Origin of the sequence: Phenylobacterium sp. (assembly GCF_046463815.1) — a bacterium.
GTDB lineage: Bacteria > Pseudomonadota > Alphaproteobacteria > Caulobacterales > Caulobacteraceae > Phenylobacterium.
Genome location: NZ_JBKBRO010000031.1, coordinates 18,169 through 35,027, shown reverse-complemented (window position 1 = coordinate 35,027; position 16,859 = coordinate 18,169). Strand labels below are relative to the sequence as shown.

Annotated in this window: 31 protein-coding genes; all 31 read left to right on the top strand. The window is 67.6% G+C overall.

What is annotated here, in order from left to right; genetic code table 11:
* On the top strand, positions 1–116 hold a 116-nt coding region (locus ACK4TT_RS17380), incomplete at its 5' end, for a 30S ribosomal protein S10 (RefSeq protein WP_329634370.1).
* 13 nt (positions 117–129) lie between these two features.
* Positions 130–915 carry a 50S ribosomal protein L3 gene (gene rplC, locus ACK4TT_RS17375; protein ID WP_410213522.1) on the top strand — a complete coding sequence of 262 codons (786 nt, stop codon included), beginning with the start codon at positions 130–132 and terminating at the stop codon, positions 913–915.
* Positions 915–1,553: a 50S ribosomal protein L4 gene (gene rplD, locus ACK4TT_RS17370; protein WP_410213521.1), complete on the top strand. Its 639-nt coding sequence runs from the start codon at positions 915–917 to the stop codon at positions 1,551–1,553. Before rplC ends, rplD begins: the two co-directional genes overlap by 1 nt.
* A complete protein-coding gene (locus tag ACK4TT_RS17365) occupies positions 1,553–1,855 on the top strand; it encodes a 50S ribosomal protein L23 (RefSeq protein WP_410213520.1) in 303 nt (100 codons plus the stop codon). Before rplD ends, ACK4TT_RS17365 begins: the two co-directional genes overlap by 1 nt.
* 4 nt (positions 1,856–1,859) lie before the next feature.
* Complete coding sequence (gene rplB, locus ACK4TT_RS17360; RefSeq protein WP_410213519.1) at positions 1,860–2,696, top strand: 50S ribosomal protein L2; 837 nt, start codon at positions 1,860–1,862, stop codon at positions 2,694–2,696.
* 3 nt (positions 2,697–2,699) lie between these two features.
* Positions 2,700–2,978, top strand: coding sequence for a 30S ribosomal protein S19 (gene rpsS, locus ACK4TT_RS17355; RefSeq protein ID WP_410213518.1), 279 nt, complete (start codon positions 2,700–2,702; stop codon positions 2,976–2,978).
* A gap of 1 nt (position 2,979) precedes the next feature.
* Positions 2,980–3,360, top strand: a complete 381-nt coding sequence (rplV, locus tag ACK4TT_RS17350) for a 50S ribosomal protein L22 (RefSeq protein WP_410213517.1) — start codon at positions 2,980–2,982, stop codon at positions 3,358–3,360.
* Complete coding sequence (gene rpsC, locus ACK4TT_RS17345; protein WP_410213516.1) at positions 3,360–4,118, top strand: 30S ribosomal protein S3; 759 nt, start codon at positions 3,360–3,362, stop codon at positions 4,116–4,118. The genes rplV and rpsC overlap by 1 nt, the downstream gene beginning before the upstream one ends.
* 11 nt (positions 4,119–4,129) lie before the next feature.
* Positions 4,130–4,558, top strand: a complete 429-nt coding sequence (rplP, locus tag ACK4TT_RS17340; protein ID WP_410213515.1) for a 50S ribosomal protein L16 — start codon at positions 4,130–4,132, stop codon at positions 4,556–4,558.
* On the top strand, positions 4,558–4,752 hold the full coding sequence (gene rpmC, locus ACK4TT_RS17335; RefSeq protein ID WP_410213514.1) for a 50S ribosomal protein L29: 195 nt from the start codon (positions 4,558–4,560) through the stop codon (positions 4,750–4,752). The genes rplP and rpmC overlap by 1 nt, the downstream gene beginning before the upstream one ends.
* A gap of 14 nt (positions 4,753–4,766) precedes the next feature.
* Entirely contained in the window at positions 4,767–5,015 is a 249-nt protein-coding gene (gene rpsQ, locus ACK4TT_RS17330) for a 30S ribosomal protein S17 (protein ID WP_410213513.1), read from the top strand.
* Between the two features lie 12 nt (positions 5,016–5,027).
* Positions 5,028–5,396 carry a 50S ribosomal protein L14 gene (gene rplN / locus ACK4TT_RS17325; RefSeq protein ID WP_012521798.1) on the top strand — a complete coding sequence of 123 codons (369 nt, stop codon included), beginning with the start codon at positions 5,028–5,030 and terminating at the stop codon, positions 5,394–5,396.
* Positions 5,396–5,710, top strand: coding sequence for a 50S ribosomal protein L24 (gene rplX / locus ACK4TT_RS17320; protein WP_410213512.1), 315 nt, complete (start codon positions 5,396–5,398; stop codon positions 5,708–5,710). The genes rplN and rplX overlap by 1 nt, the downstream gene beginning before the upstream one ends.
* Positions 5,703–6,263 carry a 50S ribosomal protein L5 gene (gene rplE / locus ACK4TT_RS17315; protein ID WP_410213511.1) on the top strand — a complete coding sequence of 187 codons (561 nt, stop codon included), beginning with the start codon at positions 5,703–5,705 and terminating at the stop codon, positions 6,261–6,263. The genes rplX and rplE overlap by 8 nt, the downstream gene beginning before the upstream one ends.
* Before the next feature lie 21 nt (positions 6,264–6,284).
* A complete protein-coding gene (rpsN, locus tag ACK4TT_RS17310; protein WP_410213510.1) occupies positions 6,285–6,590 on the top strand; it encodes a 30S ribosomal protein S14 in 306 nt (101 codons plus the stop codon).
* Positions 6,591–6,600: 10 nt separating this feature from the next.
* On the top strand, positions 6,601–6,996 hold the full coding sequence (gene rpsH, locus ACK4TT_RS17305) for a 30S ribosomal protein S8 (protein ID WP_410213509.1): 396 nt from the start codon (positions 6,601–6,603) through the stop codon (positions 6,994–6,996).
* A 1-nt stretch (position 6,997) separates the two neighbouring features.
* Positions 6,998–7,531, top strand: a complete 534-nt coding sequence (rplF, locus tag ACK4TT_RS17300; protein ID WP_410213508.1) for a 50S ribosomal protein L6 — start codon at positions 6,998–7,000, stop codon at positions 7,529–7,531.
* A gap of 3 nt (positions 7,532–7,534) precedes the next feature.
* Positions 7,535–7,891 carry a 50S ribosomal protein L18 gene (gene rplR / locus ACK4TT_RS17295; RefSeq protein ID WP_410213507.1) on the top strand — a complete coding sequence of 119 codons (357 nt, stop codon included), beginning with the start codon at positions 7,535–7,537 and terminating at the stop codon, positions 7,889–7,891.
* A 10-nt stretch (positions 7,892–7,901) separates the two neighbouring features.
* Positions 7,902–8,489 carry a 30S ribosomal protein S5 gene (gene rpsE, locus ACK4TT_RS17290; RefSeq protein WP_410213506.1) on the top strand — a complete coding sequence of 196 codons (588 nt, stop codon included), beginning with the start codon at positions 7,902–7,904 and terminating at the stop codon, positions 8,487–8,489.
* Between the two features lie 5 nt (positions 8,490–8,494).
* Positions 8,495–8,674 (top strand): 50S ribosomal protein L30, encoded by a 180-nt coding sequence (gene rpmD, locus ACK4TT_RS17285; protein ID WP_410213505.1) that lies wholly within the window; start codon positions 8,495–8,497, stop codon positions 8,672–8,674.
* Between the two features lie 108 nt (positions 8,675–8,782).
* Positions 8,783–9,277 carry a 50S ribosomal protein L15 gene (gene rplO, locus ACK4TT_RS17280; protein ID WP_410213504.1) on the top strand — a complete coding sequence of 165 codons (495 nt, stop codon included), beginning with the start codon at positions 8,783–8,785 and terminating at the stop codon, positions 9,275–9,277.
* An 84-nt stretch (positions 9,278–9,361) separates the two neighbouring features.
* Complete coding sequence (secY, locus tag ACK4TT_RS17275; RefSeq protein ID WP_410213503.1) at positions 9,362–10,708, top strand: preprotein translocase subunit SecY; 1,347 nt, start codon at positions 9,362–9,364, stop codon at positions 10,706–10,708.
* Positions 10,709–10,769: 61 nt separating this feature from the next.
* Positions 10,770–11,339 (top strand): adenylate kinase, encoded by a 570-nt coding sequence (locus tag ACK4TT_RS17270; protein WP_410213502.1) that lies wholly within the window; start codon positions 10,770–10,772, stop codon positions 11,337–11,339.
* 359 nt (positions 11,340–11,698) lie between these two features.
* Entirely contained in the window at positions 11,699–12,067 is a 369-nt protein-coding gene (gene rpsM / locus ACK4TT_RS17265) for a 30S ribosomal protein S13 (protein WP_410213501.1), read from the top strand.
* Between the two features lie 15 nt (positions 12,068–12,082).
* Complete coding sequence (gene rpsK / locus ACK4TT_RS17260) at positions 12,083–12,472, top strand: 30S ribosomal protein S11 (protein ID WP_012521811.1); 390 nt, start codon at positions 12,083–12,085, stop codon at positions 12,470–12,472.
* Positions 12,473–12,545: 73 nt separating this feature from the next.
* A complete protein-coding gene (locus tag ACK4TT_RS17255) occupies positions 12,546–13,562 on the top strand; it encodes a DNA-directed RNA polymerase subunit alpha (protein ID WP_410213500.1) in 1,017 nt (338 codons plus the stop codon).
* A 178-nt stretch (positions 13,563–13,740) separates the two neighbouring features.
* Entirely contained in the window at positions 13,741–14,157 is a 417-nt protein-coding gene (rplQ, locus tag ACK4TT_RS17250) for a 50S ribosomal protein L17 (RefSeq protein ID WP_410213499.1), read from the top strand.
* Between the two features lie 123 nt (positions 14,158–14,280).
* Positions 14,281–14,736, top strand: coding sequence for a VOC family protein (locus tag ACK4TT_RS17245; protein WP_410213498.1), 456 nt, complete (start codon positions 14,281–14,283; stop codon positions 14,734–14,736).
* On the top strand, positions 14,733–15,059 hold the full coding sequence (locus tag ACK4TT_RS17240) for an ArsR/SmtB family transcription factor (protein WP_410213497.1): 327 nt from the start codon (positions 14,733–14,735) through the stop codon (positions 15,057–15,059). Before ACK4TT_RS17245 ends, ACK4TT_RS17240 begins: the two co-directional genes overlap by 4 nt.
* Positions 15,056–15,520 (top strand): SRPBCC family protein, encoded by a 465-nt coding sequence (locus ACK4TT_RS17235; protein ID WP_410213496.1) that lies wholly within the window; start codon positions 15,056–15,058, stop codon positions 15,518–15,520. The genes ACK4TT_RS17240 and ACK4TT_RS17235 overlap by 4 nt, the downstream gene beginning before the upstream one ends.
* A 27-nt stretch (positions 15,521–15,547) precedes the next feature.
* Positions 15,548–16,798 (top strand): TCR/Tet family MFS transporter, encoded by a 1,251-nt coding sequence (locus ACK4TT_RS17230; protein WP_410213495.1) that lies wholly within the window; start codon positions 15,548–15,550, stop codon positions 16,796–16,798.
* The last annotated feature ends 61 nt before the right edge of the window (positions 16,799–16,859 follow it).

The window sequence follows — 16,859 nt, the reverse complement described above, 5'->3', positions numbered from 1 at the left end:
TCGAAATCCGCACGCACAAGCGCGTGCTCGACATCGTCGACCCCACCCCGCAGACCGTGGACGCGCTGATGAAGCTCGACCTGTCCGCCGGCGTGGACGTCGAGATCAAGCTCTAAGGGGATCGGTCCGATGCGTACCGGCGTGATCGCCAAGAAGCTGGGCATGACGCGCTTCTTCGATGAGGCGGGCAGCCATGTCCCGGTGACCGTCCTCAGCCTCGAAGGCTGCCAGGTCGTCGCCCACCGCACCAAGGACAAGGACGGCTATGTGGCCCTCCAGCTCGGCGCGGGCTCCAAGAAACCGAAGAACACCTCCAAGGGTCTGCGCGGCCACTTCGCCAAGGGCCAGGTGGAGCCGAAGGCCAAGTTGGCCGAGTTCCGGGTGTCGGAAGACAACCTTATCGACGTGGGCGCGGAGATCACCGCCGACCACTTCGTGCCGGGTCAGAAGATCGACGTCACCGGCACCACGGTCGGCAAGGGCTTCGCCGGCGCCATGAAGCGCTGGAACTTCGGCGGCCTGCGGGCCACCCACGGCGTGTCCGTGTCGCACCGCTCGCACGGTTCGACCGGCAATCGCCAGGACCCGGGCCGCACGTTCCCGGGCAAGAAGATGGCCGGCCACTACGGCCAGGAAACCGTCACCACTCTCAACGTCACCGTCTGGCGCGTGGACGCCGAGCGCGGCCTTATCCTGGTCAAGGGCGCCGTCCCGGGCTCGGAAGGCTCGTTCGTGAAGATCCGCGACGCCGTGAAGGCCCCGCTGCCGGCCGAAGCGCCGAAGCCGGGCGCGTTCAAGGGCGCGGGCCAACCGACCCCTGTCGAAGCGGCTGCGGAAACGCCCGCCGAGGAGCCCGCGGTGACTGAAGCCCCGGCCGAAGAGGCCACGGCGACCGAAGCTGGGGATCAAGCGTAATGAAACTCGACGTCATCAAGCTCGACGGCGGGAAGGGCGGCTCGATCGAGCTTCCCGACGACATCTTCGGCATCGAAGAGATCCGCGCCGACATCCTGCAGCGCTGCGTCACCTGGCAGCTCGCCAAGCGCCGCGCCGGCACGCACAAGATCCAGGTCCGCAACGAGGTCTCTCGTACGGGCAAGAAGATGTACAAGCAGAAGGGCACCGGCGGCGCCCGTCACGGCTCGCGCCGGGCGGCCCAGTTCGTCGGCGGCGCCAAGGCCCACGGGCCCGTGGTGCGCAGCCACGCCTTCGACCTTCCCAAGAAGGTCCGGGCGCTGGCCCTGAAGCACGCGCTGTCGTCCAAGGCCAAGGACGGTTCGCTGATCGTCCTGGACTCGGCGGCCCTGCCGGAAGCCAAGACCGCCGCGCTCCGCGAGAAGCTGGGCAAGATCGGCGTGACCAACGCGCTGGTGATCGCCGGCGTCGAGGTCGACACCAACCTGAAGCTCGCCGCCCGGAACATCCCGAACGTGGACGTGCTGCCGAACGCCGGCCTGAACGTCTACGACGTGCTCCGTCGCCGCACCCTCGTCCTGACGAAGGACGCGGTGGCCGCGATCCAGGCGCGCTTCCAGCCTGAGGAGGCCGCGTGATGGCCGTCGAGCCCACCGTCCGCCACTACGACACCATTCTGTCGCCCGTGATCACGGAAAAGGCCACGCTGCTTTCCGAGCAGAACAAGGTCGTCTTCCGCGTCGCCGGCGATGCGACGAAGGACGAGATCGCGGCTGCGGTCGAGGCGCTGTTCAAGGTCAACGTCACGAAGGTCAACACGATCAACGTGAAGGGCAAGACCAAGCGCTTCCGCGGCATCGTCGGCCGTCGTTCCGACGTCAAGAAAGCGATCGTGACCCTGGCCGAAGGCCAGTCGATCGACATCACCACGGGGCTCTGATCCGATGGCTCTGAAGCAGTTCAATCCGACCTCGCCGGGCCGTCGTCAGCTCGTCCTGGTCGACAAGTCCGAGCTCCACAAGGGTCGCCCGGAAAAGTCGCTCGTCGAGGGCCTGACCAAGTCGGGCGGCCGCGGCGGCAACGGCCGCATCGCCGTCCGCTTCCGCGGCGGCGGCGCCAAGCGCCTGTACCGCGTCATCGACTTCAAGCGCCGCAAGTTCGACGTGCCCGGCACGGTCGAGCGCCTGGAGTACGACCCGAACCGTTCGGCCTTCATCGCCCTGGTGAAGTACGAGGATGGCGAGCTGGCCTACATCCTGGCCCCGCAGCGCCTGAAGGCTGGCGACCAGGTCGTGGCCTCGGAAAAGGCCGACGTGAAGCCGGGCAACGCCATGCCGCTGCGCGGCATGCCGATCGGCACGATCATCCACAACGTCGAGCTGAAGCCGCTGAAGGGCGGGCAGATCGCGCGCGCCGCCGGCGCCTACGCCCAACTGGTCGGCCGCGACGCCGGCTACGCCCAGATCCGCCTGAACTCGGGCGAGCTGCGCATGGTGCAGGACGGCTGCATGGCCACGGTGGGCGCGGTCTCGAACCCCGACCACATGAACGAGAGCCTCGGCAAGGCCGGCCGCTCGCGTCACAAGGGCCGCAGGCCGCACGTCCGCGGCGTCGCCATGAACCCGATCGACCACCCGCACGGCGGCGGTGAAGGCCGCACCTCGGGCGGCCGTCACCCGGTCACCCCGTGGGGCCAACCCACGAAGGGCCGCAAGACCCGCAAGAACAAGGCGACGGACAAGTTCATCATCCGCTCGCGCCACGCTCGGAAGGCTCGCTAACCGATGACCCGCTCCGTCTGGAAAGGCCCGTTCGTCGACGGGTACCTGCTCAAGAAGGCCGAGGCCGCGCAGGCCTCGGGCCGGAAGGACGTGATCAAGACCTGGTCGCGCCGCTCCACCATCATGCCGCAGTTCGTGGGCCTGACCTTCGGCGTCCACAACGGCCTGAAGCATGTGCCGGTGCTGATCTCGGAAGACATGGTCGGCATGAAGCTGGGCGAGTTCGCGCCCACCCGCTTCTTCCCCGGCCACGCCGCCGACAAGAAGGCCAAGAGGAAGTAAGATGGCCAAGCAAGCGAAAGCCCGGCGGCTCGCCGGGACCGAGGCGATGGCCAAGGTGCGGACCCTCCGCACCAGCCCGCGCAAGCTCAACCTGGTGGCCCAGTCGATCCGCGGCCTCAAGGTCCAGCGCGCCCTCAACGAGCTGGAGTTCAGCTCCAAGCGCATCGCCCGCGATGTGCGCAAGGCGCTCTACTCGGCCATCTCGAACGCCGAGAACAACCACAACCTCGACATCGACAACCTGGTCGTCGCCGAGGCCTTCGTCGGCAAGAACCTGGTCATGAAGCGCTTCCACGCCCGCGCCCGCGGTCGCGCCACGCGCGTCGAGAAGCCGTTCAGCGAGATCACCATCGTGGTCCGCGAGCAAGGTGAGGCGGCCTGATGGGTCAGAAAATCAATCCGGTCGGGCTGCGTCTCGGCATCAACCGCACCTGGGACAGCCGCTGGTTCGCCGACGGCCCCGAGTACGGCCGTCTGCTGCACGAGGACATCAAGGTCCGCCGCGCGCTGAAGAAGCGCCTGTACCAGGCCGGCGTGTCGCGGATCATCATCGAGCGTCCGCACAAGAAGTGCCGCATCACCATCTATGCCGCGCGCCCTGGCGTGATCATCGGCAAGAAGGGCGCGGACATCGAGAAGCTGCGCAAGGACATCGCGGCGATGACGGACGGCGAGGTTCACCTGAACATCGTCGAGATCCGCAAGCCCGAGACCGACGCCCAGCTGATCGCCGAGAACATCGCCCAGCAGCTCGAGCGCCGCGTGGCCTTCCGCCGCGCCATGAAGCGTTCGATGCAGTCGGCGATGCGCCTGGGCGCCAAGGGCGTCCGGATCAACGTCTCGGGCCGCCTCGGCGGCGCCGAAATCGCCCGCATGGAGTGGTACCGCGAAGGCCGCGTGCCGCTGCACACCCTGCGCGCCGACGTGGACTACGGCTTCACCGAGGCCAAGACCACCTACGGCGTGATCGGCGTGAAGGTGTGGGTGTTCAAGGGCGAAGTGCTCGAGCACGACCCGATGGCCCTCGACAAGCGCCTGGCCGGCGAGAGCGGGCCCGCGGGCGAGGGCGGCGGCCGTGAGCGCGGCGACCGTCCGGATCGTGGCCCCCGGCGCGAGCGCCGCGAGTCGGCGAACGCCTAAGGACCTGAACCATGCTGTCTCCGAAAAAGACCAAGTATCGTAAGCAGTTCAAGGGCCGCATCCACGGCACGGCCAAGGGCGGGTTCACGCTGAACTTTGGCTCGTACGGCCTGAAGTCGCTGGAGCCCGAGCGCATCACGGCGCGTCAGATCGAAGCGGCCCGCCGCGCGATCACCCGCCAGATGAAGCGCCAGGGCCGGGTGTGGATCCGGGTTTTCCCCGACGTGCCGGTCACCGGCAAGCCGGCGGAAGTCCGGATGGGTTCGGGCAAGGGCTCGGTCGAGTACTGGGCCGCCCGCGTCCACCCTGGCCGCATCATGTTCGAAATCGACGGCGTGCCGGATGACGTCGCCCGTGAAGCCCTGCGCCTCGGCGCGGCCAAGCTTCCGGTGAAGACCCGCATCGTCACCCGCATCGACGCCGCCGTGGAGCACGCGTGATGAAGATCGACGAAGTCCGGGGCATGACGCCCGATCAACTGGCCGAGCAGCTCGTCTCGCTGAAGAAGGAGCAGTTCAACCTGCGCTTCCAGAAGGCGACCGGCCAGATCGAGAAGACCCACCGCGTGGGCCAGGTGCGCAAGGACATCGCGCGCATCAAGACCGTCCTGCGCGCCAAGCAGGCCCAAGCCTGAGGAGACGATAGGACATGCCGAAGCGAATCCTCGAAGGCGTCGTCGTCTCCGACAAGGGTGACAAGACGGTCGTCGTGAAGGTCGAGCGGACCTTCCTGCATCCGGTGCTGAAGAAGACCGTCCGTCGGTCGAAGAAGTACCACGCCCACGACGAGGGCAACACTTACAAGATCGGCGAGGTCGCCCGCATCATCGAATGCGCGCCCAAGTCGAAGCTGAAAACCTGGGAAGTGCTGCCTAAGGGCGGCGCGGCCCAAGCGTAAGGATCCGGATCCATGATCCAGATGCAAACTAACCTGGACGTCGCCGACAACTCCGGCGCCCGCCGGGTCATGTGCATCAAGGTGCTCGGCGGCGCCAAGCGGCGCTACGCCGGCGTCGGCGACAAGATCGTCGTCTCCGTGAAGGAGGCGATCCCGCGCGGCCGCGTGAAGAAGGGCGATGTGCTGCAGGCCATCGTCGTGCGCACCAGCCAGGGCATCAAGCGCAAGGACGGCTCGGTCATCCGGTTCGACAAGAACGCCGCCGTCATCGTCAACAAGCAATCCGAGCCGATCGGCACGCGGATCTTTGGCCCGGTTCCCCGCGAACTGCGCGCCAAGAACCACATGAAGATCATTTCGCTCGCGCCTGAGGTGCTGTGATGGCCGCGAAGATCAAGAAGGGGGACCGCGTCGTGGTCCTCACGGGCAAGGACAAGGGCCGTCAGGGCGCCGTCCTGAAGGTGCTCCCGCAGGAGCAGCGCGTGGTGGTCGAAGGCCTGAACATGGTCCAGCGCCACACCCGTCCGTCGCAGCTCGATCCCCAGGGCGGGATCAAGAACAAGGAAGCGCCGATCCACGTGTCGAACGTCGCCGTGGTCGACTCCAAGGGCAAGCCGACCCGCGTCGGCTTCCGCATGGAAGGCGACAAGAAGGTGCGGTTCGCCAAGACGACCGGCGAGGTGATCAATGGCTGAGCAAGCTTACGAACCGCGGCTGAAGTCCGAATACCGCGAGCGCATCCGCGCGCGGCTGAAGGAGCGCTTCGGCTACACCAACGAGATGCAGATCCCCAAGTTGGACAAGATCGTCATCAACATGGGGGTGGGCGAGGCCGTGGCGGACTCCAAGAAGGTCCAGTCCGCGATCGCCGACCTGGCGAAGATCGCCGGTCAGAAGCCCGTGCCGACGAAGGCGCGCAGCTCGATCGCCGGCTTCAAGCTGCGTGAAGGCATGACGGTGGGCTGCAAGGTCACCCTGCGCGCCGACCGCATGTACGAGTTCCTGGACCGCCTGATCACCATCGCGCTGCCGCGGGTGAAGGACTTCCGGGGCCTGAAGCCGACGTCGTTCGACGGCCGGGGCAACTACGCCATGGGTCTCAAGGAACACATCGTGTTCCCCGAGATCAACTATGACCAGATCGACCAGATCTGGGGCATGGACATCATCGTCGCCACCACTGCGAAGTCCGACGAGGAAGCCCGCGAGCTCCTCAGGGAATTCCAGTTCCCGTTCGTTCAGCAATAAGCGGCGGGAAGGAAAGAACACATGGCCAAGAAAAGCGCCGTCAACCGCAACGACCGGGTCAAGAAGCTCGTCAAGCAATACGCCGCCAAGCGCCAGGCGCTGAAGGATATTGCCAATAACGAGAGCCTTCCCCTCGAGGAACGCTTCGAGGCCCGCCTGAAGCTGGCCGAACTGCCGCGGAACTCCGCCGCAGTGCGCATTCGCAACCGCTGTGAGGTGACGGGCCGTCCGCGCGCCTATTACCGCAAGCTGAAGATGAGCCGGGTCTCCCTGCGCGAACTGGGTTCGCACGGGCTGATCCCGGGCCTCGTCAAGTCGAGCTGGTAGGAGGGTCAAGATGGTCAACGACCCCATCGGCGATCTGATCGCCCGTATCAAGAACGCCGCCATGCGCGGCCGGTCCAAGCTCTCGACGCCGGCGTCGAAGATGCGCGCGCGCGTCCTCGATGTGCTGGCCGAGGAGGGCTACATCCGCGGCTACCAGCTGGTGCAGAAGCCCGGCGCGTTCCCGGAATTCGAGATCGAGCTGAAGTACTTCGATGGCCAGCCGGTCATCGTGGAGATCAGCCGCGTCTCCAAGCCGGGCCGCCGCGTCTATTCGTCGATCAAGGACCTGAAGCCCGTGAAGAACGGCCTCGGGATCTCGATCCTGTCCACGCCGAAGGGCGTCATGTCCGACAACGCGGCCCGCGAGGCCAACGTTGGCGGCGAAGTCCTCTGCCGGGTCTACTAAGATGTCTCGTATCGGTAAGAAGGCGGTCGCCGTCCCGAGCGGCGTGACGGTGACCATCGACGGGCAGACGGTGACGGTGAAGGGGCCCAAGGGCCAGCTCGCCTGGACCGTGGCCGAGGAGATCGAGGTCCGTCAGGAAGGCGCCGAGATCGTGCTCGCCAAGCGCCAGGACACCACGCGCGCGCAAGCGATGTGGGGCCTGTCCCGCACGCTGGTGAACAACATGGTCGTGGGCGTCACCCAGGGCTACGAGGAGACCCTCGAGCTGGTGGGCGTCGGCTACCGTGCGGCGATGAAGGGCCAGGCGCTCTCCATGCAGCTCGGCTTCAGCCACGACGTCGACATCAAGCCGCCGCAGGGCATCAGCTTCGCGACCCCGAAGCAGACCGAGATCAAGATCTCGGGCATCGACAAGCAGCTCGTCGGCGAAACCGCCGCCCGGATCCGCCGCATCCGTCCGCCGGAGCCCTACAAGGGCAAGGGCGTGCGCTACGCCGGTGAAAACGTCCGGCGCAAGGAAGGCAAGAAGAAGTAAGCCATGGCGCTCTCTCCCCGCGACACCACCAAGCGCCGCGCCCAGCGCGTCCGCACCCACCTCAAGAAGGTGGCCAACGGCCGTCCGCGCCTGTCGGTCTTCCGCTCGTCCAAGAACATCTACGCCCAGGTCATCGACGATGAACGCGGCGTGACGCTCGCGGCCGCCTCCTCGCTGGAAGGCGAGAAGAAGGCCAAGGGCGCGGACAAGGAGGCCGCCGCCCGCGTGGGGGCCCTCGTGGCCCAGCGCGCGATCGAGAAGGGCGTCAAGGACGTCGTCTTCGACCGGGGCGGCTACCTGTACCATGGCCGGGTGAAGGCCCTGGCCGACGCCGCGCGCGAAGCCGGCCTGAATTTCTAAGGAACGATCGATGGCTCGCAGGAACGAAGAGCGCGGCGACCGTCGCAATCGCGAAGAAGAACGCGACAGCGAACTCGTCGAGAAGCTGGTCCACATCAACCGCGTCGCGGCCACCGTGAAGGGCGGCCGCCGGTTCTCGTTCGCCGCCCTGATGGTGGTCGGCGATCAGAAGGGCCGCGTGGGCTTCGGTCATGGCAAGGCGCGCGAAGTGCCGGAAGCCATCCGTAAGGCGACCGAGGAAGCCAAGAAGTCGATGATCCGCGTGCCGCTGCGCGAGAGCCGCACCCTGCATCACGACGGCAACGGCCGTTGGGGCGCGGGCAAGGTGATGGTGCGCGCGGCGCCTCCCGGCACCGGCGTCATCGCCGGCGGTCCGATGCGCGCGGTGCTCGAAACCCTTGGCGTCCAGGACGTCGTGGGCAAGTCGACCGGCTCGTCCAACCCCTACAACATGGTGCGCGCGACCTTCGAGGCGCTGAAGGCCCAGTCTTCGCCCCGCCAGGTCGCGGCCAAGCGCGGCAAGAAGGTCTCGGACGTGATCGGCCGCCACGCCGATGGCGCCTCGGCGGCCCAGCCCGCCGCGGATGCGGAAGGTTAAGTCACATGGCCAAGATCACCGTTCGCCAGACCGGCAGCCCGATCCGCCGGACCAAGGACCAGCGCGCCACGCTTATCGGCCTCGGCCTGAACCGCGTGGGCCGGGTCTCGACCCTTGAGGACACGCCCGCCGTGCGCGGGATGGTCGCCAAGGTGGCGCACCTCATCGAGGTGGTGGAGGGCTAACCTCCGCCCGGGGGCCTTCGGGCCCCCTTCGGCCTTTCTGGGCCGGACGTTTTTTCAAGCCGAGTCGGGGTTCCGTTCCCCGGCGTCAGATCTCTTAAGGAGAGGCACATGACCAAGCTGAACGAACTCGCTCCGCGCGAGGGCTCCACCAAGAACCGCATGCGCGTCGGCCGCGGCCCCGGCTCGGGCAAGGGCAAGACCGCCGGCCGCGGCGTGAAGGGCCAGAAGGCCCGCACGGGCGTGTCGATCGCCGGCTTCGAAGGCGGCCAGATGCCGCTGCACATGCGGATGCCGAAGCGCGGCTTCAACTCGCGCAACCGCAAGGACTTCGCCGAGGTGAACCTGTGGCGCATCGAGCAGGCGGTCGCCGCCGGCAAGCTCGACGCCAAGGCCGCCATCGACGCCGAGGCCCTGCTGAAGGCCGGCGTCATCCGCCGCGTGAAGGACGGCGTGAAGCTGCTGGGCAAGGGCGAACTGAAGTCCAAGCTCACCCTGACGGTCTATTCGGCGACGGCTTCGGCCCGCGCCGCGGTCGAGAAGGCCGGCGGCAAGCTGACCACGACCAGGCCGGAAGCTCCCCAGGACGCCTCGGCGGAAGCCTAAGGTCCGCTTCCGGTGACGGGCGGCCTCGCTATCGGGGCCCGCCCGTCCTATGTGATCCCGGTCACGAGTCAGGGGATTTGCTGAATGGCTTCGGCCGCCGAACAGCTCGCCGCCAACATGAACTTCGACGCCTTCTCGAAGGCGACGGAGCTTCACAAGCGCATCTGGTTCACGCTCTGGGCGATGATCGTCTACCGGGCCGGGTGCTACATCCCGATCCCCGGCATCGACGCGGCCGCCCTGCAGCAGGCCTTCCAGGGCCAGGCCCAGGGCATCCTGGGCATGTTCAACATGTTCTCGGGCGGCGCCGTGGAGCGCATGGCGCTCTTCGCCCTGAACGTGATGCCGTACATCTCGGCCTCGATCATCGTCCAGCTCCTCGGCACGGTGTATCCGCCGTGGGAGAAGCTGAAGAAGGAAGGCGGCGAGGCCGGCCGCAAGCAGCTCAACCAGTACACCCGCTACCTGACCGTTGTGCTGGCGCTGTTCCAGTCGTTCGGCATCGCCGCGGGCCTGTCCCAGAGCCCCGGCCTGGTCGAGAACCCCGGGATCTTCTTCATCGTCTCGACGGTCGTCACCCTGACGGGCGGCACCATGTTCCTGATGTGGCTGGGCGAGCAGATCACCAGCCGCGGCGTGGGCAACGGCATCAGCCTGATCATCTTCGCCGGCATCGTGGCGGTCCTGCCGCGCTATATCGGCCAGGCCTTCGAGATGGCCCGCACGGGCGCCATGAGCGGCGGCGCGCTGCTGATGATCGCCGTCCTGGTGGTCGGCGTCACCGTGGCCATCGTCTTCATGGAGCGCTCGCAGCGCCGCCTCCTGGTCCAGTACCCGAAGCGCCAGGTGGGCAACCGCATGTTCGGCGGCGACACCTCGTTCCTGCCGCTCAAGATCAACACCTCGGGCGTGATCCCGCCGATCTTCGCCTCGTCGCTGCTCCTGCTGCCGGCGACGGTCATGGGCTTCGCCGCGACGGCGAACCTGCCTGAATGGCTTTCGTGGATGCCGGGCATGGTGGGCCAGCTCCAGCATGGGCGGCCGCTGTTCATGGTGCTCTACGGCGCCCTGATCATCTTCTTCTGCTTCTTCTACACCTCCATCGTGTTCAATCCCGAGGAGACGGCGGAGAACCTGCGCAAGTACGGCGGCTTCCTGCCGGGCATCCGGCCTGGCAAGCGCACGGCCGAGTACCTGGACTTCGTGCTGACCCGCCTGACGGTGATCGGCGCGGCCTACATCGCGCTCGTCTGCCTGCTGCCGGAGGCCCTGATCGGCTTCTACAACGTGCAGTTCTACATGGGCGGCACCAGCCTGCTGATCGTCGTCAGCGTCACGATGGACACGGTCGCCCAGATCCAGTCGCACCTGCTGGCGCACCAGTACGAGGGCCTGATCAAGCGTTCGAAGCTCCGGGGCCGCGGCCGCTGAGTTCCGACGCAGAGAGCGTACGCCGGGGACGGAAGAGCGCCGGCGAGGGGAGGGGTAGTCGATGAACCTGATCCTGTTCGGCCCGCCGGCGGCGGGGAAGGGGACACAAGCCAAGCGCCTGGTGGAGCAGCGCCGGATGGTGCAGCTCTCGACCGGGGACATGCTGCGCGCCGCCATCGCATCGGGCTCGGAGCTCGGCCAGCGGGTGTCGGGCATCATGCAGCGCGGCGAACTGGTCTCGGACGCCATCGTCGTGGAGCTGATCGAGCAGCGCCTGCCCGAGGCCGAGGCTGCGGGCGGCGCGATCTTCGACGGCTTCCCCCGCACGCTCGCCCAGGCCGAGGCCCTGGACGCGATGCTGAAGCGGCGCGGCCGCCAGATCGACCTCGTGGTGCGCCTGAAGGTGGACGACGAGGCCCTGATGCAGCGCATCGCCGGCCGGTTCGCCGAGTCCGGCCGCGCCGACGACAACCCAGAAAGCTTCAAGGTCCGCCTTGACGCCTACAACACCCAGACCGCGCCGCTGCTGCCCTACTACGAGGGCCAGGGGAAGCTGGTCGAGGTGGATGGCATGGGCACGATCGACCAGGTCGCCGCCGCCATCGACGCGGCGCTGGCCAAGGCCGGCTAGGGCCCGATCCGGGAATCGATCGGCGCGCCGGCGCGAAGTCGGCGTGGACACAACCCGGCGGCATGCGACGCTGTCGCGCGGGGTCCGCCACGTTGCGCGGCCCGCCGGCTCATGCTTTCCTTAACCATCCCAGGCTAGCTTGCAGGGGACTGTGAGCGGACCGGCGCGGGAAGGGCACCCCTTGCGCGCGCAGGAAATCGTTCACATTTGGGCGTTTCCGCCATTGACGGAGGCGCCCCGATCCCTATAACGAAGCGCTTCCGCGAAAGAGCGCGAAGGACGCGCCGGCCTATGCCTATGGCAAAGAGGGGCCGGGGCGCCGTTCGCGCTTCTCTTGCGTGATCAGGAGATCTTCCCACGTGGCCCGTATCGCTGGCGTCAACATTCCCACCAACAAGCGCGTGATCATCGCGCTGCAGTACATCCATGGCATCGGCGCGGCGAAAGCCCGTGAGATCGTCACGAAGGTCGGCATCGAGGACGCCCGGCGCGTCAATCAGCTGACCGACCAGGAGGTCCTGCAAATCCGCGAAACCATCGACCGTGACTACATGGTCGAGGGCGACCTCCGTCGCGAGACGGCGGTGAACATCAAGCGGCTGATGGACCTCGCCTGCTACCGCGGCCTGCGCCACCGCAAGGGCCTGCCGGTCCGCGGCCAGCGCACGCACACCAACGCCCGGACCCGCAAGGGCCCCGCCAAGCCGATCGCCGGCAAGAAGAAGTAAGAGAGTTTATCTCCGATGGCCAAGGAACCGGCGCGCGTCAAACGCCGCGAGCGCAAGAACATCACGTCGGGCGTCGCCCACGTGAACGCCTCCTTCAACAACACCATGGTGACCATCACCGACGCGCAGGGGAACACCATCTCCTGGTCGAGCGCGGGGCTGATGGGCTTCAAGGGTTCGCGGAAGTCGACGCCCTACGCCGCCCAGATGGCCGCCGAGGACGCGGGCCGCAAGGCCGCCGAACACGGCGTCCGCACCCTCGAAGTGAACGTCTCGGGCCCCGGTTCGGGCCGCGAGTCGGCGCTGCGGGCGCTGCAGGCCGTCGGCATGACGATCACCACCATCCGTGACGTGACCCCCATTCCGCATAACGGCTGCCGGCCGCCGAAGCGCCGGCGCGTCTGAGTAAACACGTATTGCAATTCGAGGCGCCGGACCGCGTTCGCGGCCGGCGATCCTGCGTTCCGAGGGACACCAAGTGATCGAAAGAAACTGGAACGAGCTTATCCGTCCCGAGAAGCCGCAGATCGAGACCGGCGCCGACGCGAGCCGCAAGGCCCGTCTGGTCGCCGAACCGCTCGAACGCGGGTTCGGCGTGACGCTGGGCAACAGCCTGCGTCGCGTGCTTCTATCCTCGCTGCAAGGCGCCGCTGTGACGGCCGTGCAGATCGACGGCGTGGTCCACGAGTTCTCGTCGCTGGAAGGCGTGCGTGAGGACGTCGTCGACATCGTCCTGAACATCAAGCAACTGGCGCTGCGGATGCACGCCGAAGGGCCGAAGCGCATGACGCTCCGGGCCACCGGCCCCGGCGTCGTCACCGCCAGCCAGATCGAGGCCCCGGCCGACATCGAGATCCTGAACGGCGACCACGTGCTCTGCACCCTGGACGACGGCGCCAGCGTGCGCATGGAGTTCACGGTCCAGACCGGCAAGGGCTACGTCCCGGCCGAGATGAACCGCCCCGAGGACGCCCCGATCGGCCTGATCGCCGTCGACAGCCTGTTCTCGCCGGTCAAGCGCGTCGCCTACCGCGTCGAGCCGACCCGCCAGGGCCAGAGCCTCGACTACGACAAGCTGGTGATGGAAGTGGAGACCAACGGCGCCGTGTCGCCGGTGGACGCCGTGGCCTACGCCGCCCGCATCCTGCAGGACCAGCTCCAGATCTTCATCACCTTCGAAGAGCCGAAGAAGAAGGTCGAGGGCGAGGCCAAGCCGGAACTGCCGTTCAACCCGGCGCTGCTGAAGAAGGTGGACGAGCTCGAACTCTCCGTCCGTTCGGCCAACTGCCTGAAGAACGACAACATCGTCTACATCGGCGACCTGATCCAGAAGACGGAAGCCGAGATGCTGCGCACGCCGAACTTCGGTCGGAAGTCTCTGAACGAGATCAAGGAAGTGCTCGCCGGCATGGGCCTCCACCTCGGCATGGATGTGCCGAACTGGCCGCCGGAGAACATCGAAGAGCTGGCGAAGAAGTTCGAAGACCAGATGTAATCGACTGCCGCGCCGCTCCAGACCGCGATCCGCGGTCCGGGCCCTGCGAAGCCGCAACAGCGGTGGAGGGCCCCGGCGCTTCGTGTTGACCCAGGCGGGAGCAAGGCTGGGACTTGGTTAGGCGGACGCCCAGACGATCGGGCGGCCAGGCGGGCCGGAGAGCCCAGGAGATACTGAGATGCGTCACGGCAAAGCCCACCGCAAACTGGGTCGTACGACCGCCCACCGGACGGCGATGTTCGCCAACATGTCCGCGAGCCTGATCAAGCACGAGCAGATCGTCACGACCCTGCCGAAGGCCAAGGAACTGCGTCCCTTCGTCGAGAAGCTGGTGACGCTGGCCAAGCGCGGCGACCTGCACGCCCGCCGCCAGGCGATCAGCCAGGTTCGCGACGTCGAGCAGGTCGGCAAGCTGTTCGCCGTCCTGGGCCCCCGCTACGCCGAGCGCAACGGCGGCTACATCCGCGTCCTGAAGGCGGGCTACCGCTACGGCGACAACGCCCCGATGGCCGTGATCGAGTTCGTTGATCGCGACCCGGCCGAGAAGGGCAAGGACTCTGGGCCCGTGGCCGAAGCCGTCTTCGCCGAAGACTGAGTCCAGCGCTCCTGACCAGATTGCGAGGCCCCGGAAGGCGACTTCCGGGGCCTTTGCTTTGCGGCTTGACTCATTAGTTGCACGTTGCGCTAAATATTGCAGATATCAGAAAAGGAGGCCGTCATGGCCGACTGGCGTGGGCCGCTGATCTCGGCCATCTGCTACCGCGATCCCAAGGCCGCCCTGGACTTCCTGGAGCGCGCGTTCGGCTTCGAACTCGTCATGCTGGTCGAGGACGGGGAGGGGAATCTGGCCCATTCCGAAATGCGCTTCGGGAACGGCGTCGTCATGGTGGGAAACGAGTGGAGCGACGACCACAGGAGCCCCGCCTCCCTCGGCGGCAAGAACACCCAGACCGTCCACATCCAGATCGAGACCGACGTCGACGCCCACTGCGAACGGGCCCGGGCGGCGGGCTTCGAGATCATCATGGAGCCGGCGACCCAGTTCTACGGCGACCGCACCTACCGCTGCCGCGACCCCGAAGGCCACATCTGGACGGTCGGCCAGACGGTCCAGGCGGTCAGCCGGGAAGAGGCTGAGGCCGCCAGCGGCCTGAAGATCCAGGGCTGGGTGTGAGCGCGGCGGTCGACCGCACGCTCGCGGCGCTCGCCGATCCCACGCGCCGGCGCGTGGTGGACCTGCTGGCCCAGCGGCCCCGGCCCGCTGGCGAGTTGGCGCGCGAGGTCGGCGTCTCCGCGCCGGTGATGAGCCGGCATCTGAAGACGCTGCGCGCCGGCGGCCTCGTTCAGGAATCACATCCCGAGTTCGACGCGCGCGTCCGCGTCTACGCCCTGAGGCCCGAACCCATGGTCCACCTGCTCAGATGGCTGGAGGAGAGCGAGCGGCTCTGGCGCGCCCAGCTTTCCGCCTTCAAGGCCCACGTGGAGTCCGGCGAATGACCTCGAAGGTCGTCGTTGCGCTTCGGGTGCGCGCCGCGCCCGAGCACGCCTTCCGGGTCTTCGTCGAGGAGATCGGCGCCTGGTGGCGGCCGAACCGCCTCTTCCAGACCACGCCCCGGCCGCCCGGCCGGCTGGCGTTCGAGCCGGGGAAGGGGGGGCGTCTCATCGAGACCCTGGAGGGCGGCAAGGTGTTCGAGATCGGCCGCATCCTCCTCTGGGAGCCGCCGGCCCGGCTGGTCTTCTCGTGGCGCCAGGCGAACTTCCCGCCCGAGCTTGTGACCGAGGTCGAGGTGCGCTTCGAGGCGGCAGGCGAGGAGACCCGGGTCAGCGTCGAGCACCGCGGCTTCGACCGGGTCCCCGCCGACAGCGCCGCCCGCCACGGCTTCCCCGACCAGGCGCTGCTGATGCGGCTGGCGGAATGGTGGCGCGAGCAGCTTCGCAGCGTCGCCGAGGCGGCCTAGAGTTCCGGATCGGGGGAGGAGATCGGGATGGCCGGGAAGACGATCACGGGGCCGCGCGGCCGCCAGGCCGGATTCGGCTTCATCTTCGCGCTGGCGCTGATGAACTCGATCTCGTTCGGCATCATGATCCCCATCCTGCCGAACCTTATCAAGCAGTTCGCCGGCGGGGACACGGCCCAGGCCTCGGAATGGAACCTGCTGTTCGCCAGCGCCTGGGGCGTGATGCAGTTCTTCTCGGGACCCTTCCTGGGCCTGATGTCCGACCGCTGGGGCCGGCGGCCGGTGCTGCTGATCTCGCTGTTCGGCCTGGGGATAGACTTCCTGTTCATGGCCTTCGCTCCGACGCTGGCGTGGCTGTTCCTGGGCCGGCTGCTGAACGGGGCCACCGCCGCCAGCTTCTCCACCGCCAACGCCTATCTGGCCGACGTCACCGCCCCTGCCGAGCGGGCCAAGATCTTCGGCCGCATGGGGGCGGCCTTCAGCGTGGGCTTCATCTTCGGCCCGGCGATCGGCGGCTTCCTGGGCGAGACGGACCTGCGCCTGCCGTTCCTGGCCGCCGCGGCGCTCACCCTGGTCAACTGGCTCTACGGCCTCTTCATTCTTCCGGAATCCCTGCCGCCCGAGCGGCGGGCGAGGGCCTTCGACTGGAAGCGGGCCAATCCCGTAGGGTCCCTCCAGCTCCTGCGCGAGAAGCGCGACCTCCTGGGCCTCGTCTCCATCGGCTTCCTGTTCCAGATCGCCCACATGGTGCTGCCGACCATCTTCGTCCTCTACGTCGGCTACCGGTACGGCTGGACGCCCCAGATCATGGGCTTCACCTTCATGCTCACGGGTGTGGCGGGCCTGGTGGTCCAGAGCTTCCTGATCGGCCCGGTCGTGCGGCGGATCGGCGAGCGCAACGCCGTGCTGCTGGGGGCGGCGGCCGGGGTGGCCGGCTTCGTCTGGTACGGCGCGGCGCCCACCGGGACCCTCTACCTCCTGGGCGTGCCGATCTTCGCGCTGATGGGCTTCCTGATGCCGGGCCTGCAGGGGCTGATGACCCGCCGGGTCGCGCCGCACGAACAGGGCCAGCTCCAGGGCGCCAACCAGAGCCTGGCGGGGGTGGCGGCCATCCTCGGACCGGTGATCTTCGGCGAGACCTTCGCCTGGTCCCTGCGGCACGAGGCGTTCCACGTTCCTGGCCTGGCGATCTATCTGGCGGCGGGCCTGCTCACGCTGGCGTTCGTGATCGCGCTGGGGGCGGCCAAGGCGCCGGAGCCGGAAGCGCTTCCGGCTTGAACTTCGCCTTTTTTGCGCCTGAAACGTTGGGAGATTCCGCCTTGACCGTTCGACCGGAGAC

Excerpts from the sequence above, each read along its gene's own strand:
- ACK4TT_RS17365 (WP_410213520.1), top strand. The coding sequence starts at position 1,553 with ATGGCCGTCGAGCCCACCGTCCGCCACTACGACACCATTCTGTCGCCC.
- rplE (WP_410213511.1), top strand. The coding sequence starts at position 5,703 with ATGGCTGAGCAAGCTTACGAACCGCGGCTGAAGTCCGAATACCGCGAG.
- rpsS (WP_410213518.1), top strand. The coding sequence starts at position 2,700 with ATGACCCGCTCCGTCTGGAAAGGCCCGTTCGTCGACGGGTACCTGCTC.
- rplR (WP_410213507.1), top strand. The coding sequence starts at position 7,535 with ATGGCGCTCTCTCCCCGCGACACCACCAAGCGCCGCGCCCAGCGCGTC.
- rpmD (WP_410213505.1), top strand. The coding sequence starts at position 8,495 with ATGGCCAAGATCACCGTTCGCCAGACCGGCAGCCCGATCCGCCGGACC.
- rplQ (WP_410213499.1), top strand. The coding sequence starts at position 13,741 with ATGCGTCACGGCAAAGCCCACCGCAAACTGGGTCGTACGACCGCCCAC.
- secY (WP_410213503.1), top strand. The coding sequence starts at position 9,362 with ATGGCTTCGGCCGCCGAACAGCTCGCCGCCAACATGAACTTCGACGCC.
- rplN (WP_012521798.1), top strand. The coding sequence starts at position 5,028 with ATGATCCAGATGCAAACTAACCTGGACGTCGCCGACAACTCCGGCGCC.
- ACK4TT_RS17235 (WP_410213496.1), top strand. The coding sequence starts at position 15,056 with ATGACCTCGAAGGTCGTCGTTGCGCTTCGGGTGCGCGCCGCGCCCGAG.
- rplF (WP_410213508.1), top strand. The coding sequence starts at position 6,998 with ATGTCTCGTATCGGTAAGAAGGCGGTCGCCGTCCCGAGCGGCGTGACG.
- rplC (WP_410213522.1), top strand. The coding sequence starts at position 130 with ATGCGTACCGGCGTGATCGCCAAGAAGCTGGGCATGACGCGCTTCTTC.
- rplO (WP_410213504.1), top strand. The coding sequence starts at position 8,783 with ATGACCAAGCTGAACGAACTCGCTCCGCGCGAGGGCTCCACCAAGAAC.
- rpmC (WP_410213514.1), top strand. The coding sequence starts at position 4,558 with ATGAAGATCGACGAAGTCCGGGGCATGACGCCCGATCAACTGGCCGAG.
- rplD (WP_410213521.1), top strand. The coding sequence starts at position 915 with ATGAAACTCGACGTCATCAAGCTCGACGGCGGGAAGGGCGGCTCGATC.
- rpsQ (WP_410213513.1), top strand. The coding sequence starts at position 4,767 with ATGCCGAAGCGAATCCTCGAAGGCGTCGTCGTCTCCGACAAGGGTGAC.
- rpsN (WP_410213510.1), top strand. The coding sequence starts at position 6,285 with ATGGCCAAGAAAAGCGCCGTCAACCGCAACGACCGGGTCAAGAAGCTC.
- rplB (WP_410213519.1), top strand. The coding sequence starts at position 1,860 with ATGGCTCTGAAGCAGTTCAATCCGACCTCGCCGGGCCGTCGTCAGCTC.
- rpsH (WP_410213509.1), top strand. The coding sequence starts at position 6,601 with ATGGTCAACGACCCCATCGGCGATCTGATCGCCCGTATCAAGAACGCC.
- ACK4TT_RS17230 (WP_410213495.1), top strand. The coding sequence starts at position 15,548 with ATGGCCGGGAAGACGATCACGGGGCCGCGCGGCCGCCAGGCCGGATTC.
- rplP (WP_410213515.1), top strand. The coding sequence starts at position 4,130 with ATGCTGTCTCCGAAAAAGACCAAGTATCGTAAGCAGTTCAAGGGCCGC.
- rpsK (WP_012521811.1), top strand. The coding sequence starts at position 12,083 with ATGGCCAAGGAACCGGCGCGCGTCAAACGCCGCGAGCGCAAGAACATC.
- ACK4TT_RS17270 (WP_410213502.1), top strand. The coding sequence starts at position 10,770 with ATGAACCTGATCCTGTTCGGCCCGCCGGCGGCGGGGAAGGGGACACAA.
- ACK4TT_RS17245 (WP_410213498.1), top strand. The coding sequence starts at position 14,281 with ATGGCCGACTGGCGTGGGCCGCTGATCTCGGCCATCTGCTACCGCGAT.
- rplV (WP_410213517.1), top strand. The coding sequence starts at position 2,980 with ATGGCCAAGCAAGCGAAAGCCCGGCGGCTCGCCGGGACCGAGGCGATG.
- rpsE (WP_410213506.1), top strand. The coding sequence starts at position 7,902 with ATGGCTCGCAGGAACGAAGAGCGCGGCGACCGTCGCAATCGCGAAGAA.
- rplX (WP_410213512.1), top strand. The coding sequence starts at position 5,396 with ATGGCCGCGAAGATCAAGAAGGGGGACCGCGTCGTGGTCCTCACGGGC.
- rpsC (WP_410213516.1), top strand. The coding sequence starts at position 3,360 with ATGGGTCAGAAAATCAATCCGGTCGGGCTGCGTCTCGGCATCAACCGC.